Origin of the sequence: Streptomyces sp. NPDC088254 (assembly GCF_044740925.1) — a bacterium.
Taxonomy (GTDB): Bacteria; Actinomycetota; Actinomycetes; order Streptomycetales; family Streptomycetaceae; genus Streptomyces.
In genome coordinates, this window is the sequence record NZ_JBIURQ010000004.1 from 428,534 (window position 1) to 443,274 (window position 14,741).

At 71.4% G+C, this 14,741-nt stretch carries 14 protein-coding genes; 8 read left to right on the top strand and 6 right to left on the bottom strand.

Annotated features, from left to right (window positions below; all coding sequences use genetic code 11):
* Window positions 1–10: 10 nt before the first annotated feature.
* A complete protein-coding gene (locus ACIOC0_RS14905) occupies window positions 11–1,228 on the bottom strand; it encodes an extracellular solute-binding protein (protein ID WP_402155519.1) in 1,218 nt (405 codons plus the stop codon).
* A gap of 250 nt (window positions 1,229–1,478) precedes the next feature.
* Here ACIOC0_RS14905 and ACIOC0_RS14910 point away from each other — a divergent pair, with 250 nt between their 5' ends.
* The 3 genes from ACIOC0_RS14910 to ACIOC0_RS14920 all read left to right on the top strand — a co-directional run bounded on the left by ACIOC0_RS14910 (window position 1,479) and on the right by ACIOC0_RS14920 (window position 4,745).
* Window positions 1,479–2,420 carry an ROK family protein gene (locus ACIOC0_RS14910; protein ID WP_402155408.1) on the top strand — a complete coding sequence of 314 codons (942 nt, stop codon included), beginning with the start codon at window positions 1,479–1,481 and terminating at the stop codon, window positions 2,418–2,420.
* A 101-nt stretch (window positions 2,421–2,521) separates the two neighbouring features.
* Window positions 2,522–3,649, top strand: coding sequence for an N-acetylglucosamine-6-phosphate deacetylase (nagA, locus tag ACIOC0_RS14915; RefSeq protein ID WP_402155520.1), 1,128 nt, complete (start codon window positions 2,522–2,524; stop codon window positions 3,647–3,649).
* 175 nt (window positions 3,650–3,824) lie between these two features.
* On the top strand, window positions 3,825–4,745 hold the full coding sequence (locus tag ACIOC0_RS14920) for a 1-phosphofructokinase family hexose kinase (protein WP_402155409.1): 921 nt from the start codon (window positions 3,825–3,827) through the stop codon (window positions 4,743–4,745).
* A gap of 3 nt (window positions 4,746–4,748) precedes the next feature.
* Here ACIOC0_RS14920 and ACIOC0_RS14925 read toward each other — a convergent pair whose 3' ends face one another.
* Both ACIOC0_RS14925 and cdgB read right to left on the bottom strand, forming a co-directional pair.
* Window positions 4,749–5,705, bottom strand: a complete 957-nt coding sequence (locus ACIOC0_RS14925) for a carbohydrate-binding protein (protein ID WP_130441947.1) — start codon at window positions 5,703–5,705, stop codon at window positions 4,749–4,751.
* Between the two features lie 173 nt (window positions 5,706–5,878).
* Window positions 5,879–7,582 carry a diguanylate cyclase CdgB gene (gene cdgB / locus ACIOC0_RS14930; RefSeq protein WP_402155410.1) on the bottom strand — a complete coding sequence of 568 codons (1,704 nt, stop codon included), beginning with the start codon at window positions 7,580–7,582 and terminating at the stop codon, window positions 5,879–5,881.
* 495 nt (window positions 7,583–8,077) lie between these two features.
* On the opposite strand from cdgB, the gene ACIOC0_RS14935 reads away from it, so the two are divergent.
* The gene (locus ACIOC0_RS14935) at window positions 8,078–8,596 is read left to right on the top strand and encodes a flavin reductase family protein (RefSeq protein WP_165430443.1); all 519 of its coding nucleotides are present in this window, start codon (window positions 8,078–8,080) and stop codon (window positions 8,594–8,596) included.
* A 57-nt stretch (window positions 8,597–8,653) separates the two neighbouring features.
* Entirely contained in the window at window positions 8,654–9,142 is a 489-nt protein-coding gene (locus ACIOC0_RS14940; RefSeq protein ID WP_402155411.1) for a GNAT family N-acetyltransferase, read from the top strand.
* Window positions 9,143–9,209: 67 nt separating this feature from the next.
* Here ACIOC0_RS14940 and arfB read toward each other — a convergent pair whose 3' ends face one another.
* Complete coding sequence (gene arfB / locus ACIOC0_RS14945; protein ID WP_402155412.1) at window positions 9,210–9,671, bottom strand: alternative ribosome rescue aminoacyl-tRNA hydrolase ArfB; 462 nt, start codon at window positions 9,669–9,671, stop codon at window positions 9,210–9,212.
* 210 nt (window positions 9,672–9,881) lie between these two features.
* On the opposite strand from arfB, the gene ACIOC0_RS14950 reads away from it, so the two are divergent.
* Window positions 9,882–10,457, top strand: a complete 576-nt coding sequence (locus tag ACIOC0_RS14950) for a TerD family protein (RefSeq protein WP_067120719.1) — start codon at window positions 9,882–9,884, stop codon at window positions 10,455–10,457.
* Window positions 10,458–10,593: 136 nt separating this feature from the next.
* Here the strand turns inward: ACIOC0_RS14950 and ACIOC0_RS14955 are convergent, their stop codons facing one another.
* A complete protein-coding gene (locus ACIOC0_RS14955; RefSeq protein ID WP_402155413.1) occupies window positions 10,594–12,009 on the bottom strand; it encodes a M1 family metallopeptidase in 1,416 nt (471 codons plus the stop codon).
* A gap of 70 nt (window positions 12,010–12,079) precedes the next feature.
* On the opposite strand from ACIOC0_RS14955, the gene ACIOC0_RS14960 reads away from it, so the two are divergent.
* Window positions 12,080–12,580: a hypothetical protein gene (locus tag ACIOC0_RS14960; RefSeq protein WP_402155414.1), complete on the top strand. Its 501-nt coding sequence runs from the start codon at window positions 12,080–12,082 to the stop codon at window positions 12,578–12,580.
* A 22-nt stretch (window positions 12,581–12,602) separates the two neighbouring features.
* On the opposite strand, the gene ACIOC0_RS14965 is transcribed toward ACIOC0_RS14960, so the two are convergent.
* On the bottom strand, window positions 12,603–13,310 hold the full coding sequence (locus ACIOC0_RS14965; RefSeq protein ID WP_402155415.1) for a pentapeptide repeat-containing protein: 708 nt from the start codon (window positions 13,308–13,310) through the stop codon (window positions 12,603–12,605).
* 124 nt (window positions 13,311–13,434) lie between these two features.
* Here ACIOC0_RS14965 and ACIOC0_RS14970 point away from each other — a divergent pair, with 124 nt between their 5' ends.
* Window positions 13,435–14,622: an FAD-dependent oxidoreductase gene (locus ACIOC0_RS14970; protein WP_402155416.1), complete on the top strand. Its 1,188-nt coding sequence runs from the start codon at window positions 13,435–13,437 to the stop codon at window positions 14,620–14,622.
* Window positions 14,623–14,741: the final 119 nt, after the last annotated feature.

The following is a 14,741-nucleotide window of genomic DNA, read 5'->3' on the forward strand; positions in this document are numbered from 1 at the left end:
CCGAACCGGCTCAGCCGGCGGAGCTCTCCGCGATCGTCGCCGCCGACTGGAGCTCGCTCAGTACAACGGAGGGGTTGCCGTTCGCGGTGACGGCGGAGCCGATCCGCTGCTTGATGTCGGCGCTGACCGTCGCCCACGAGGTCAGCCCGGCGGGGTAGGCCTCGGCGACCGGCAGCATGTCCAGGAAGGGCCGCAGGTCCGCGTCCTCGGGGGCGTTGCTCATGGTCTCGGAGGCGGAGTTGGTGACCGGCAGCAGGTCGTACTCGCGGGAGAAGGCGAGCACGTTGTCCTCGTCGTAGACGAAGTCGAGGAAGTCGCCGATCTCCTCGGCGTGCTCGTTCTGCTTGAAGGCGGTCATCCAGTCGGCGACGCCGAGGGAGGTCTTGCTCGGGCCGTCGGCGCCCGGCATGGCCACCATGCCGAACTGCACGCCCTTCTTCTTCGCCGCCTTCATCAGCGAGGGATGTCCGTTGAGCATCCCCACCTGGCCGGCGGTGAACGCCGAGAACGCGGCGGCCCGGTTCAGCTTGCCCGGCGCGACCGGCCCGGTCAGGCCCTTGCCGACCAGCTCGTTCTTCAGCCAGGTGACGGTCTCGACGTTCTCGGCGGAGTCGAAGTTGTAGCCGGTGGCGCTCGGGGTGTAGCCGCCCCCGCCGCTGAGCAGCCACTGCAGGGTCTCGGCCTGCGCCTCCTCGGGGCCCAGCGGCAGCGCGTAGGGGTACTTCACGCCCTCGTCCTTGAGCGCCTCGGCGTCGTCGGCGAGCTCGGCCCAGGTGGTCGGCGGGGTGATGCCGGCCTTGGCGAAGAGGGTCTTGTTGTAGAAGAGCAGCCGCGTGGAGGAGGCGAACGGCATGCCGTACTGCACGCCGCGCACCTGGCCGGCGTCGGCGAGCCGGGAGACGAAGTCGGCCTGGACGGGGATGGAGAGCACGTCGTCGGCCTTGTAGAGCAGGTCGGCGGCGGCGTAGTCGGAGTAGGAGCCGATCTGCGCCATGTCGGGCGCGTCACCGGCCTTGACCATCGCCTTGACCTTGGCGTCGACGTCGTTCCAGGAGTACACGCTGACGTCGACGGTGACGTCGGGGTGCTCGGCCTCGTAGGCCTGGACGAGCTTGTCCCAGTACTTCTTCGAGGTGTTGGCGCCGTTGTCGCCGTAATCGGCGGCCACCAGTCTCAGCGTGACGTCTTCGGAGCCGCCGACACCGCAGCCGGCGAGGACCGCCGTCATCCCGAGGGCGGTCGTCACCGCGATCGTCCCCGATTTACCTGCCCGCAGCCGCACTGCCCGTCTCCGCTCCCCTGAGGGCCGTCGCCGCTCAGGGGCTCCGGCCGGCGACCGGCCGGTGAGCACCGGTCGGTCGACATCGTCGAATGAATGTTCCGACCAATTAAACCGCTATCCGGACCGAGGTCTACTCCATAGGTCTACTCCACAGTGGACTAGACCTCTTGAGGCCCGTCGGTCCACACTGTTCCCCGTGAGACATGTCATCGCCCTCGACGTGGGCGGCACCGGGATGAAGGCCGCCCTGGTCGGCGCGGACGGCACGCTGCTGCACCGCGCCCGCCGGGCCACCGGCCGCGAACGCGGGCCCGACGCCGTCGTCGCCGGCGTCCGCGACTTCGCCGCCGCACTGCGCGCCCACGGGGCCGAGCACTTCGGCGAACCCGCGGCCGCGGCCGGCGTCGTGGTCCCCGGCATCGTCGACGAGGCCCGTGGCACCGCCGTCTACGCCGCCAACCTCGGCTGGCGCGACGTCCCGCTGCGCGAACTGATCGCCGCCGACCTGGGCGTCCCGGTCGCCCTCGGCCACGACGTACGCACCGGCGGGCTCGCCGAGGGACGCCTCGGCGCGGGCCGGGACGCGGACCGGTTCCTTTTCGTGGCGCTGGGCACCGGCATCGCCGGCGCCATCGGCCTCGACGGCCGGGTCGAGGCCGGCGCGCACGGCTTCGCGGGCGAGATCGGGCACGTCGTCGTACGACCCGGTGGAACCCCGTGCCCCTGCGGACAGCGCGGCTGCCTGGAGCGGTACGCCTCCGCCGCGGCCGTCGGCGAGGCATGGGCCGCTGCCTGCGGGAACCCGGGGGCGGACGCGGCCCACTGCGCGAAGGCCGTCACGGCCGGCGACCCGAACGCCGTCCGGGTCTGGCGGGACGCCGTGGACGCCCTGGCCGACGGCCTGGTCACCGCGCTCACCCTGCTGGACCCCCACACGCTCGTCATCGGTGGCGGCCTAGCGGAGTCGGGGGAAACCTTGTTCACACCACTGAGGGACGCCGTCCGGCGGCGGCTCACCTTCCAGAAACCGCCGCGGATCGTCCCCGCGTCCCTGGGCGACACGGCCGGCTGCCTGGGAGCGGGACTCCTGGCCTGGGATCTCCTCAAAACAACCGACGCCACGGAGGTAACGCCCTGATGGTCACCCCCCTGGGGGCGCGGGACAGCGCCGACATGCGGCTCCGCCGCGGGGCACGACAAGCCACGCAGCCGCAGCCCGCGGGCGGCCGAAGCACGAAGGTGCTCACCGGCGCCCGGGTCGTGCTGCCCACCGGCACGGTCCCGGACGGAAGCGTCACCGTCGCCGGCACCCGCATCTCCGCCGCGATTCCTGCAGACGCCCAGTTCATCGACGTAAAGGGCCACTGGCTGATCCCCGGCTTCGTCGACCTCCACAACCACGGCGGCGGCGGAGCCTCCTTCTCCGGCCCGGCCGACGACGTGCTGAAAGCCGTCCACACCCACCGTCTGCACGGCACCACCACCCTCGTCGCCTCCACCGTCACCGACGACATGGACGCCCTGGTCCGTCAGGCCGGCCTGCTGTCCGAGCTGGCCGAACAGGGTGACCTGGCGGGAATCCACTTCGAGGGCCCGTTCATCTCACCGTGCCGCAAGGGCGCGCACTCCGAACGGCTGCTGCGCGACCCCCATCCGGCCGAGGTGCGCAAGCTGGTCGACGCGGCCCGCGGCCAGGCGAAAATGGTCACCCTGGCCACCGAGCTGCCCGGCGGCATCGACTCCGTACGGCTGCTGAGGGACCACGCAGTGATCGCCGCCGTCGGCCACACCGACGCCACCTACGAGCAGACCGTCGAGGCCATCGAGGCGGGCGCCACGGTCGCCACCCACCTCTTCAACGCGATGCCCGCCCTCGGCCACCGCTCCCCCGGCCCGATCGCCGCCCTCCTCGCGGACGAACGGGTCACCGTCGAGCTCATCAACGACGGCGTCCACCTGCACCCGGCCGCACTGGAGCTGGCGTTCCGTCACGCGGGCCCGCACCGGGTGGCGTTCATCACCGACGCCATGGACGCCGCCGGCTTCGGCGACGGCCGCTACGACCTCGGACCGCTCGCGGTCGACGTCGTCGACGGCGTGGCCCGGCTGGTCGAGGGCGGCTCGATCGCCGGCTCCACCCTCACCCAGGACCGCGCCTTCAAACGGGCGGTGACGGTCGACCGCATCCCGGTCGAGGACGCCGTCACGGCCCTGTCGGCCACCCCGGCCCGGCTGCTCGGCATGGCCGACACGGTGGGCTCCCTGGAACCCGGCAAGGACGCCGACCTGGTCATCCTCGACGAGAACTTCGACCTCAAGGGCGTGATGCGCAAGGGGGATTGGGTGGTGGATCCCCAACTGGGCTGAAACGTCCGCCCGTCCGCGGACGGCGGCCGACCCGGGGACTGGGCCGGCCGCCGTCTCTTTGGCATGATCGTGCCTCCGGAAAACGGAGAACCGGCTTCCACGGAAGCGGAATCCGCACAAGTCACAGCACGCGAACGGACGGCGAACAGCCGGCCCTCGGGGGAGGTCGGACCAGGTGATCCTCACCGTCACGCTGAACACCGCTCTCGACGTCACCTATCGCGTCCCGGCGCTGCGCCCGCACAGCGCGCACCGGGTGACCCAGGTGACGGAACGGCCCGGCGGCCGGGGACTGAACGTGGCACGCGTCCTGGCCGCGCTCGGCCACGAGGCGACCGTCACCGGTTTCGCGGGCGGCGCCACCGGCCGGGTCGTGCGGGAGCGCCTGACCGGCGTCGCCGACGCGCTCGTACCGATATCCGGCTCCACCCGCCGCACGATCGCCGTCGTCGACGCCCGCACCGGCGACACCACCCGCCTCGACGAGCCCGGCCCCCTCGTCACGCCCGCCGAGTGGACCGCCTTCCTCCAGGCGTACGAGGGGCTGCTGGCCGGCGCGGACGCGGTGGCCCTGTGCGGAAGCCTGCCGCCGGGGGTGCCCGTGGGCGCGTACGCGGGCCTGGTGCGTCTCGCGCGCGCCGCGGGGGTTCCCGTGCTGCTGGACACCGGAGGGGAGCCGCTGCGCCGCGCGGTCGCCGCCCGCCCCGATCTGATCGCGCCGAACGGCGACGAACTGGCCGAACTCACCGGCTCGCACGAGCCGTTGCGGGCCACCCAGGACGCCCGCCGGCGCGGCGCCCGCTCCGTGGTGGCCTCTCTGGGCCCCGAGGGCCTGGTCGCGGCGACCCCGGAGGGCCACTGGCGGGCCGCACCCCCCACCCGACCGCGCGGCGGCCTCACCGACGTCGGCGGTTTCGTCACCGCCGGACTGCTGTCCGGCCTGGCCGAACGCCTCCACTGGCCGGAGACCCTGGCCCGCGCGGTCGCCCTGTCCACGGCGAAGGTCCTCGCTCCGGCGGCCTGCGAGTTCGACCCGGCCGCCTACGAGGACCTGCTCGGCCGGGTCGCGGTGACCGGCGAGGTCAACGCGGCCTGACCGCTACTTCGTGACCTGGCCCTTCTTCAGCCACAACTGGTCGAGCAGCACGTTGCACTTGTCGCCGTTCTCACAGGAGATGGTGAAGGTGTTGGTGCCCTTGTTGAGCGTCGGCCACGTGTAGGTGGTCGTCCAGCCCTTCTCGAGGTCGCCCTCCTTGGCGTGCGTGAAGTTGCCGAGGTTGACCTTGTTGCCGAAGGGCTTGCCGTTGACGGTGAGCGTCATCTCCTGGTCCGCGCCGGTCACGTTGAACCGGGTGAAGAGCGTGTAGTCGCCCTCCGACGGGATGGCGTCGACGGTCCAGGTGACGGAGTTGCCGACCTGGTTGAGGTTGCCCACGTAAGTGCCGCCGTCGGACTGCGCGCCCTTGACGTCGGAGGCCAGTGCGGCGGCACCGCCGAGGCGCAGCGCCTTGGCGTCGACCGTCGGCAGTTCGGCCTCCTGGGAGGGCTCTCCGCTGCCGGACGGGCTGGGTGAGGCGCTCGCGGACGCCGCGGGGCCGGGGGAGGCCGCGGTGTCGTCCTTCTTGTTGTCGTCGGGGTCGCCGTTCGACATGGCCACCGCGATGCCGACCACGACCGCGGCGACGACCGCGACCGCGCCGATCAGCAGCCCCTTGGTGTTGGGGCCGCGACCCCGGCCGCCGCCGGACGGCGCCGGCTGCCGGTTGCCGGTGGGCACGGAACCGCCGCCGGGGAGGGTCTCCGGGGCTGCGTAGTGAGAGTTCGGCTGGCCGTAAGCGCCCTGCTGCGGCACCGTCGACTGCCCGTACTGCGCGGTCGACTGCTGCTGCGGCTGGGCGTACTTACGCTCGCCGACGGCACGCACACGGCTGACCGAGTTCGGGTAGCCGTAGCCCCCGGAGGGCGGCTGAGCTCCGTTGGCCTGACCGTCGGCGTAGAGGTAGCCGAACGGGTCGTCGTCCTCGGGCGTGCTCGCGCCGTTGTTGCCGGGCGTCATCCCTTCGTTCTCCTCAACAGGTGCGGGGCGGATGCGGTCCGCGGGCGGAGTTCTTCATTCCGTTCGGTGCGCGGACCGATTCGTGCGGAGAAAGCCGAGCCTACCCCCATCCCAACCCCCAAACGGGTGACTCGGGTCGCATCAACTCCGCGACCGGTCAGCTGACCTGGGTGTCAGCCCGCCCGTCTGTGCTGTTTGGGACGAGATCGTTTCTCGACGTACATGCGCTCGTCGGCCGACTTCAGGACCTCGTCGGCGGTCATCCCGCAGTGCGCCCAGCCGATGCCGAAGCTCGCGCCCACGCGGACGGCGCGGCCCTCGGCGCGGATCGGCTGGATGATCTCGTTGCGCAGGCGTACGGCGAGGTCCTGGGCGTCGGCGCGGCCGAGACCGTCGGCCAGTATCACGAATTCGTCGCCGCCGAGCCGGGCGACGGTGTCGCCGTCGCGGACCCCGCTCGAGAGCCGCCGGGCGACCTCGATGAGGACCGCGTCGCCGGCGTTGTGCCCGAACCGGTCGTTGATCGACTTGAAGCCGTCGAGGTCGCAGAAGAGCACCGCGAGGCCCTTGGAGCCGTCGTCGCGGGCGCTCTCCTCGGGGGCGACGGTGTGCACGTGGTGGTCGTAGGCGTCGTACGCCTCGGCGCCGGCCGGCCGGTAGTCGAACCCGTGGTCGGGGGCGTCGAAGGCGGGGTGGCCGTAGGCGCTCTCCACGGTGTCCACGGCGTCGGTCGTGGACAGGGCTTCCATGGCGTCGAGGGCGGCGGGGTGGGCGGACTGGGGGCGCCGGCAGAGCCGGGCGGAGAGGCGGGAGCGCAGCTCGGCGGAGTTCGGCAGGCCGGTGAGGGAGTCGTGGGAGGCGCGGTGGGCGAGCTGGAGCTCGCGGCGCTTGCGCTCCTCTATGTCCTCGACGTGGGTGAGGAGGAAGCGGGGCCCGTCGGCGGCGTCGGCGACCACGGAGTTGCGCAGCGACACCCACACGTACGTGCCGTCACGGCGGCCGAGGCGCAGCTCGGCGCGGCCGCCCTCGGCGGAGGTGCGCAGCAGGGTGCCTATGTCCTCGGGGTGGACGAGGTCGGAGAAGGAGTAGCGGCGCATCGCGGAGGCGGGGCGGCCCAGCAGCCGGCACAGGGCGTCGTTGGTGCGCAGGATCCGCCCGTGCTGGTCGCCGCCCATCTCGGCGATGGCCATGCCGGAGGGGGCGTACTCGAAGGCCTGGCGGAAGGATTCCTCACTGGCGCGCAGGGCTTGCTGCTCGCGTCCGAGCCTGACCAGCGCCCGCTGCATATTCGCGCGTAGACGTGCGTTGCTGAGGGCTATCGCCGCCTGGAACGCGTACATCTGAAGGGCTTCGCGGCCCCAGGCGCCGGGCCGGCGGCCGTTGCGCGGCCGGTCCACGGAGAGCACGCCGATCAGTTCGCCGCAGGAGCCGCCGCCGGGTGCGGCGGGCGTGTACATCGGTGCGAAGAGCCGGTCGGAGGGGTGCCACTCGTCCTCGAAGCGCGGCTCGGGGCCGTCGGTGTACCACTGCGGGACGTCGTCGTCGTCGAGTATCCAGCCCTCGGTGTGGGGTATGAAGACCAGGTCTCCCCAGGTCTCGCCCATGGTCAGGCGGCGTTCCCAGGACTCGCGCGAGCCGACGCGGCCGGTGATGAGGGCCTCGGCGGCGGGGTTGCCGGAGAAGGCGGCGACGACCAGGTCGCCGTCGGGGCGCACGAGGTTCACGCACGCCAGCTCGTAGCCCAGTGCGGTGACCACGCCGTCGGCGACGGTCTGCAGTGTGTCGGCCATGCTCCGTGCCGTGTTCATGTCGGCCATGACCTGGTGCAGCTGTCGCAGGGACGCAAGGCGGACATACGGCTCCGACTCGGTCTCCATGCTTCGCCCTCCCCCCGAGACTTCGCAGCGAATCAAGGGTTGTCTTCGGCGTGACGTCGTTGCTGTCGACGCTGTCGTTTCTGTTTCGATCCGCGCGTGACACGTGTCCGGTGTGTGTCGCGCTGCGTCGACGTCGTGACTGTCTTCAGTAACGCCTCCGCCACTGAATCACAGCGCGCTCCCCACTCGGTACACAGGGTCAACAATTCACGCCTCTTGTGACTCAAGTCACATAAGAACGTGAACATTTGAGTGATGATTCTGCGTTTTTCCTGTGTCATTCCTGCGCGCATGACGCAGTGTGCCGCAGAGCCTACGGGAATCGGTCCCCGGACCTACGCCCCCTCTCGGACGGAAGTCCGATGCGGGCCGGCCCCGGCGGTCACTAGCGTGCGGAACGTGCCTTCTCCCATGCCCCCCGAACTGCTCCCGCCCCGCCCCCCGCCGGCTCACCCCGTCCCGGCCACCCCGCCGGCCGCCGGGCATGCTGTGGGGGTGAGCGACGACGAGTTCCGCACCGCCCTGTCCCGGCTCGCCGGCGGGGTCGTCCTGGTGACCGCGCAGGAGCCGCCTCTGGACCCGGACGACCCGCTGGCGCCGCAGGGCGAGTACGCCGGCATGACGGCCACCGCCTTCCTGTCCGTCTCCCTGGACCCCCCACTGGTCCTGGTCAGCCTGCGCACGGGCTCCCGCATGGACGACGTGCTCGACGAGCAGCCCCTGTGGGCGGTGTCCGTACTCGCGGAGAGCCAGCGGCACATCGCCGGCCGCTTCGCCATGAAGGGACGCCTCAGCGACCGCCTCCTCTTCGAGGACATCCCGTACGTGACCGGCGAGGCCACCGGCGCGCCCCTGGTGGGCGGCGCGCTGTCCACCCTGGAATGCCGCACCGAGCAGCGGGTGACGGCGGGCGACCACACCCTGGTGATCGGACGCGTGCTGAGCGCGCGGGTACCGAGCGCGGAAGGCGGACCGCTGCTCTATTTCAAGGGCCGTTACCGGCAGTTGGGCTGACCCGGACTGAACGGTAATTCAGTGGCCCGCCGCGGATCGCCGTCTTAGCGTGCCCGGATGACGACCTCCGCCACCCCCGCCGCGCCTTCCCTCGCGCTCGAGGAAATCACCCGCGCGAATGTGGAAGCCGCGCTCGCCATTCAGGTCCGCCCCGAGCAGGAATTCGCGGTGTCCCCCGTCGCGAAGTCCCTCGCCGAGGCCTACGTGTACCAGGACGTCGCCTGGCCGCGCCTGATCGTCGACGCCGGCCGGCCCGTCGGCTTCCTGATGGCCTTCTTCGACATCGACTGGAAGCAGGACGGCGGCAGCCTGATCCGCTCCGGCCTGTGGCGGCTGAACATCGCCGCCGCCGAACAGGGCCGCGGCCACGGCCGCTTCGCCGTCGAGTCCGTCGCCGCCGAGATCCGCCGCCGCGGCGGCCGCCAGTTGTACGTCACCTGGCACCCCGGCCCGCACGGCCCCGAGCGCTTCTACCAGAACCTGGGCTTCAAGGACACGGGTGAGAAGAGCGAGGGGGAGACGGTGGGCGTGCTGGAACTGGACTGAGAGCGGGCTCACGGGCTGGAGCCTTCGTGGCTGCGCCCACCGTCAGGTCAGGTCAGGTCAGGTCAGGTCAGGACCAGTCCCGGCTGGTCCTGCCGCGCTTGGTCTCCGAGCGCTGCTTCTTCTCCCGCAGCCGGCGCTCGTTGATGCCCCGCGGGATGCGGGTCGGGCGGCGCGGCTTGGGCGGGGGCGCGGTCGCCTCGGCGAGCAGGGCGGTGAGGCGCACCAGGGCGGTCTCACGGTTGCGCCACTGCGAGCGGTGCTCGGAGGAGCGGACGCTGACGACCCCGTCGACCAGCCGACCGGCCAGCCGCTCCAGGGCCCGCGCCTTCCACACCTCGGGCAGCGCCTCGGTCGACGCGAGGTCGAAGCGCAGCTCCACCTGCGAGTCGCTGGTGTTGACGTGCTGGCCACCCGGCCCCGACGACCGCGAGAAACGCCACATGAGCTCGGCCTCGGGCAAAGAGACGGAGCCGCGGATGATGAGTCGCCCGGGGGTCGGACCCCCAGGCCCCCGAGAGGAACCGGACATGACGTCCATGTTCCCGGCTGTGCCCCGTCCACGTCACCCGAATATCCGACGGAATCCCCGAGGGCCGCGGGCCGTCCGTGCGGCCGTCCGTGGAACCGTCGGTAAAGAAAGTAAAGACACGGGAACCTTGGACGTCCCGCACGGCGTTCATAGGGGTAGCTGTAGCTTCGTGGCGCACGAAGCCTCTACGCAACGAGGGAAAGGACTCCCATGGCTGTAAGCCTGTCCAAGGGTGGCAACGTCTCGCTCACCAAGGAGGCTCCGGGCCTGACCGCCGTCACCGTGGGCCTCGGCTGGGACGTCCGCACCACCACCGGCACGGACTTCGACCTCGACGCCTCCGCGATCGCGGTCAACCCCCAGGGCAAGGTCTACTCGGACGCCCACTTCGTCTTCTTCAACAACAAGCAGACCCCCGACAACTCCATCGTCCACACCGGTGACAACCGCACCGGCGAAGGCGCGGGCGACGACGAGGCGATCAACGTCAACCTGGCGGCCCTCCCCGCCGACATCGACAAGATCGTCTTCCCGGTCTCCATCTACGACGCGGAGAACCGCTCGCAGAACTTCGGCCAGGTCCGCAACGCGTACATCCGCATCGTCAACCAGGCCGGCGGCGCGGAGATCGCCCGCTACGACCTGTCGGAGGACGCGGCCACCGAGACGGCCATGGTCTTCGGCGAGCTGTACCGCAACGGCGCGGAGTGGAAGTTCCGTGCGGTCGGCCAGGGCTACGCCTCGGGCCTGGTCGGCATCGCCCAGGACTTCGGCGTCAACGTCTGACCCGACACCCCTGCGGCACCCCGGTGCCCCGCCTGAGCGAGCATCACGTCTCGCGGAGCCCCCGGCCGAAAAGGGCCGGGGGCTCCGGCGTGCCCGGCGGAAGCCACCTCCGCGTCTCCCGAAGGGCGAGACCCCGTCACGCCCGCTCCGGCTTGCCCTCCCCGTACAGCCAGTCCCGCCAGACGGGGCGGAAGTCCTTGTCCGGCGCCTGCTTCTCCACGAAGGCCGTGAACTGCTCCGTCGTGGCGTTGCCGTGACGGTGGGCGGCGGTCCAGCCCTGGACCAGATCGAAGAAGACGTCGTCGCCCACGGTCTGCCGAATCTTGTGGATCACCATCGCGCCACGCTGATAGACGGGCCCCTGCGCCGAGATGTCCTCGGCGCCAGGCGGCACCGCCGGCGGGAAGGACCACAAATCCTCGTACGACTCCTCGCCCTCGTCGTACCGCTCCTGAAAGGTCTGCTCGGCGGTGGGACCGCCCTCGTCCTCCGTCCACAGCCACTCCGCGTAGGTGGCGAACCCCTCGTTGAGCCACATGTCACGCCAGGTCCGCGGCGTCACGGAGTCACCGAACCACTGATGGGCGATCTCATGGACGAGCAGCGAGGCACCGGGCGGGCCGGGGAACACAGGACGGTTCTGCGTCTCCAGGGCGTACTCGACGTCGTCCGGGCGGTCGACGATCGCACCGGCGGAGGAGAAGGGATACGGCCCGAAGTTGAACGCCGCCCACTCCAGTACCTCCGGCAACCGGGCGAGCGCCTCACGACCACGCGCGGCCTGGGTCGAGTCCACGGCTACATACAGGGGCGGCCCGTCCCCGGCAGCGGGCCGGCTGATGTCGTACCGGCCGATGGCGACCGTGGCCAGATAGCTCGCCATCGGCTCCGCGGTGTGCCAGGAGAAGGCGGTGCGCCCACCGGCGGTCCGCTCGCCCCGCAGCTCACCGTTGGAGACGGCGGTGAGCCCCTCGGGCACGGTCACCGTGATGTCGTACGACGCCTTGTCGGAAGGGTGGTGATTGCCCGGGAACCACGCCATGGAGCCGGTCGGCTCGCCCAGCGCCAAGGCGCCGTCGGCCGTACGCAGCCAGCCCTCCTTCGAACCGTCGGGATCAGTGATCACGGCCGGACGGCCCCCGTAGCGCACGGACGTCTCGAACATCGCGCCCTCGGCCAGCCGGGCGGACGGGCGGACGATCAACTCCTGGCCCTCATGATCGAAGGACGCCTCCTTGCCCCCGACCGTGACCCCCTCGACCTCCAGCCCCTCCAGATCGAGATGAAATCCGTCCAGCGCCTGGGTGGCCCGGGCCGTGATCCGGGCGGTGCCGGACAGCCGGCGCGTGGCGGGGTCGTAGGCCAGGTCCAAGGCGTAGTGCGTGACGTCGTAACCACCGTTGCCCGACTTCGGGAAGTACGGGTCCCCCACCCCCGAGGAACCCTCGGCATCGCCCCGGCCCCCTCCGTCGCACGCCCCCAGGCCTAACGCGAGCACCGGAACGACAACCCCCGCAGCAGCGGCCCGGACAAGCCGCACAGTTCGGCACATGCCGGCGATCCTATGCGCAGCCGTTCGACCGGACACCTGATCGCGCCCACCTCATGACACCATCGCCTACGTGCTCGACATCGGCTACGCCCTCTCCAACCGGTTCCCCGACCCCCCGCAGACCGACTACCGCCGCGCGGACGTCCGGGCACTGCGGCACGACCTGTTCTGCGGAGACGTCTACCTCGCCGACACCAAGACGGACCGCGAGCTGTCCACAGCCTGGGGATGGGTGCCCGTACTGGACTTCGCGTGGGCGCTGTGCGACATCGCCGAACACCTCGACCGCGACCCGGCGGGCTCCCGCGCCTCCCGCCCCCAGCACGCGGAGCTGGACTTCACCGAATCCACGGACCGCATGCTCTTCGAACGCCGCTTCGGCTGGGTGGACGTCGAAGCCGACTGGATGCCGGCCGAGGAACCCCCACTGACCTTCTCCCACACCGAACTCCGGCGTGAGGCCCGCGACTTCCTGCACGACCTGATCGCCGACCTCACCGACCTCCACGAAGACCTCGCCGACAACCCCGCGATCTGGACCCTCCAGGCACGCTTCCCCCGTATCAGCTGACCCCGCCTGGCCTCAGGGGTCCTCAGCCCTCCACCCTGATCCCCAGCTCCGCAGCCAACGCCGGTGCCAGGTCCAGTAGTTGGGCCGCACTGATCACCGCGCCCGACAGACGGTCCAGACCGCCCGCGAGACCCAGCTCCGCCGCACCCCGAAAGTCCACGTCCTTCAGGACCGCGGCGGTGAAATCAGCGGCCTTCAGCGCACAGTCCACGAACTCCACCCGCTCCAGCCGCGCACCCCCGAAATCAGGCTCCACCAGCACACAGCCCTCGAACACCACATCCCGCAACCGCGCCTGCCGCAGATTCAGAAAATCGATCTTGCCGCCGCGCACCAACACCCGCTCCAGAACCGCCCCGTGCAACTGGACGCCACCCAGCCGCGCGTCGACGACCTCGACATCCCGCAACGTCGCATCGGCCAGCTCGGTGCCCACACCCCGCACCCCGGTGAGCACCGAATCGAGGAAGCGGGCGTGATGCAGCCGCGTCCCGTCCAACGCGCACTCTCTCAGCGCGCAGTCCATGAAACGCGCCCCCGCGCCGTCCTGCCGCGCGAGATCCGCCCCCACGAACTCCAACCCGTCGTAATCCCCGTCAGGCTCCACCTCCCCTCCCCCGTACGGCTCCAACGCCCCCGGCAGCCGCACCTCCGGCCGCCGAGCACCCTTCACCGCGCTCCCGCCGGCCCCACGCCCCGCACCGGCCCCGCCGACACCTGCCCTCGCCATGCCCCCATCCTGCACCCCACCACTGACAAGCGCCCCGACCAGCACAAACACCGGGATGTCACAAACCAGGGCCCCGAACCGGTCGTATCCACAAGACCCCATCACACCGACCGAAGGAGAGCCCGTGCACCGCATCACCGTCATCGGCGGCGGCCTCGCCGGCCTCACCGCCGCCATCGCCGCCGCGGAGGCGGGCGCCGAAGTCACCCTCCACGAAGCCCACCACACCCTCGGCGGACGAGCCAGGACCACAGACGGCCCCTACCGGACGAACGAAGGCCCGCACGCCCTCTACAACGGCGGCCCCCACTGGACCTGGCTCGCCCGACGCGACCTCATCGGACCCCTCGCCCCCCTGCCACCCCTGGAAGCCACCCGACTCCGCCTCCGCCACCACGGCGCCCTCCGCCGCACACCGCCCCTCGCGACGCTGAAACTCCTGCACCGCGCCACCCGCCACCACCCACCCGTGGACACCGACTTCCTCACCTGGGCGACCGAGCTGGCCGGCGAGGACGGCGCCCGCGCCGCCGCCCACTACAGCGCCGTGGCCCTCTTCCACCACGACCCCGGCGCCCTGTCCGCCGCCTTCGTCCACGAGCGCCTGCGCCGCGCCATCAAACTCCCGCCCGAAGCGCACTACCCGCGCGGCGGCTGGACCACCCTCATCGACCGCATGGCCACCCACGCCTGGAACCTCGGCGTCCGCCTCGAAACCCGGTCCCGCGTCGACACCCTCCCCGACGACACCCCCGTGATCGTCGCCACCTCCCTCGACGCCGCGCGCCGACTGCTCAAGGACGACTCCCTCACCTGGCCCAGCGGCCGCACCACACTCATCGACCTCGCCCTGCGCACCCACCCCCGCTCAACCGGAAGAACCGCCACCCGCGACGCCTTCGCCCTCTCCGACCTCGACGCACCCGGCTGGATCGAACGATTCACCGCCCAGGACCGCACCCTCGCCCCCGCCGGCGAACAACTGATCCAAGGCCAGATCCCGATCGCCCCGCACGAAACCAAAGCCGACGGCATCGCACGCGCGGAACAGCTCCTCGACCTCGGCTTCCCCGACTGGCGCGAACGCCTCACCTGGCGACGCGAGGCGGTCGCCGGCGGCCGCACCGGCGCTGTCGACCCACCCGGCACCCACTGGCGCGACCGCCCCGCCATCGACCGCGGCGACGACGTCTACCTGGCCGGCGACCAAGTGGCCTCACCCGGCGTGCTCTGCGAAGTCTCCTTCACCAGCGCCCTCACCGCCGTCTCCCTCGCCCTCGGCCGCACCCGCCCCGAACGCGAACCCGCATGAGACCGGCGAACGGGCAGACCCCCGAGCGGACCCGCCCCGCATGCGCCCCCGCCCCGGCCGTGATCTTCTGGCCAGGTGATCGTCCACCGGGCAGGTGAGCCCGCGCCGGCCGCCGTCCC

Excerpts from the sequence above, each read along its gene's own strand:
- ACIOC0_RS14905 (WP_402155519.1), bottom strand. The coding sequence starts at position 1,228 with ATGACGGCGGTCCTCGCCGGCTGCGGTGTCGGCGGCTCCGAAGACGTC.
- ACIOC0_RS14925 (WP_130441947.1), bottom strand. The coding sequence starts at position 5,705 with ATGACGCCCGGCAACAACGGCGCGAGCACGCCCGAGGACGACGACCCG.
- cdgB (WP_402155410.1), bottom strand. The coding sequence starts at position 7,582 with ATGGAGACCGAGTCGGAGCCGTATGTCCGCCTTGCGTCCCTGCGACAG.
- ACIOC0_RS14940 (WP_402155411.1), top strand. The coding sequence starts at position 8,654 with ATGACGACCTCCGCCACCCCCGCCGCGCCTTCCCTCGCGCTCGAGGAA.
- arfB (WP_402155412.1), bottom strand. The coding sequence starts at position 9,671 with ATGTCCGGTTCCTCTCGGGGGCCTGGGGGTCCGACCCCCGGGCGACTC.
- ACIOC0_RS14950 (WP_067120719.1), top strand. The coding sequence starts at position 9,882 with ATGGCTGTAAGCCTGTCCAAGGGTGGCAACGTCTCGCTCACCAAGGAG.
- ACIOC0_RS14955 (WP_402155413.1), bottom strand. The coding sequence starts at position 12,009 with ATGTGCCGAACTGTGCGGCTTGTCCGGGCCGCTGCTGCGGGGGTTGTC.
- ACIOC0_RS14965 (WP_402155415.1), bottom strand. The coding sequence starts at position 13,310 with ATGGCGAGGGCAGGTGTCGGCGGGGCCGGTGCGGGGCGTGGGGCCGGC.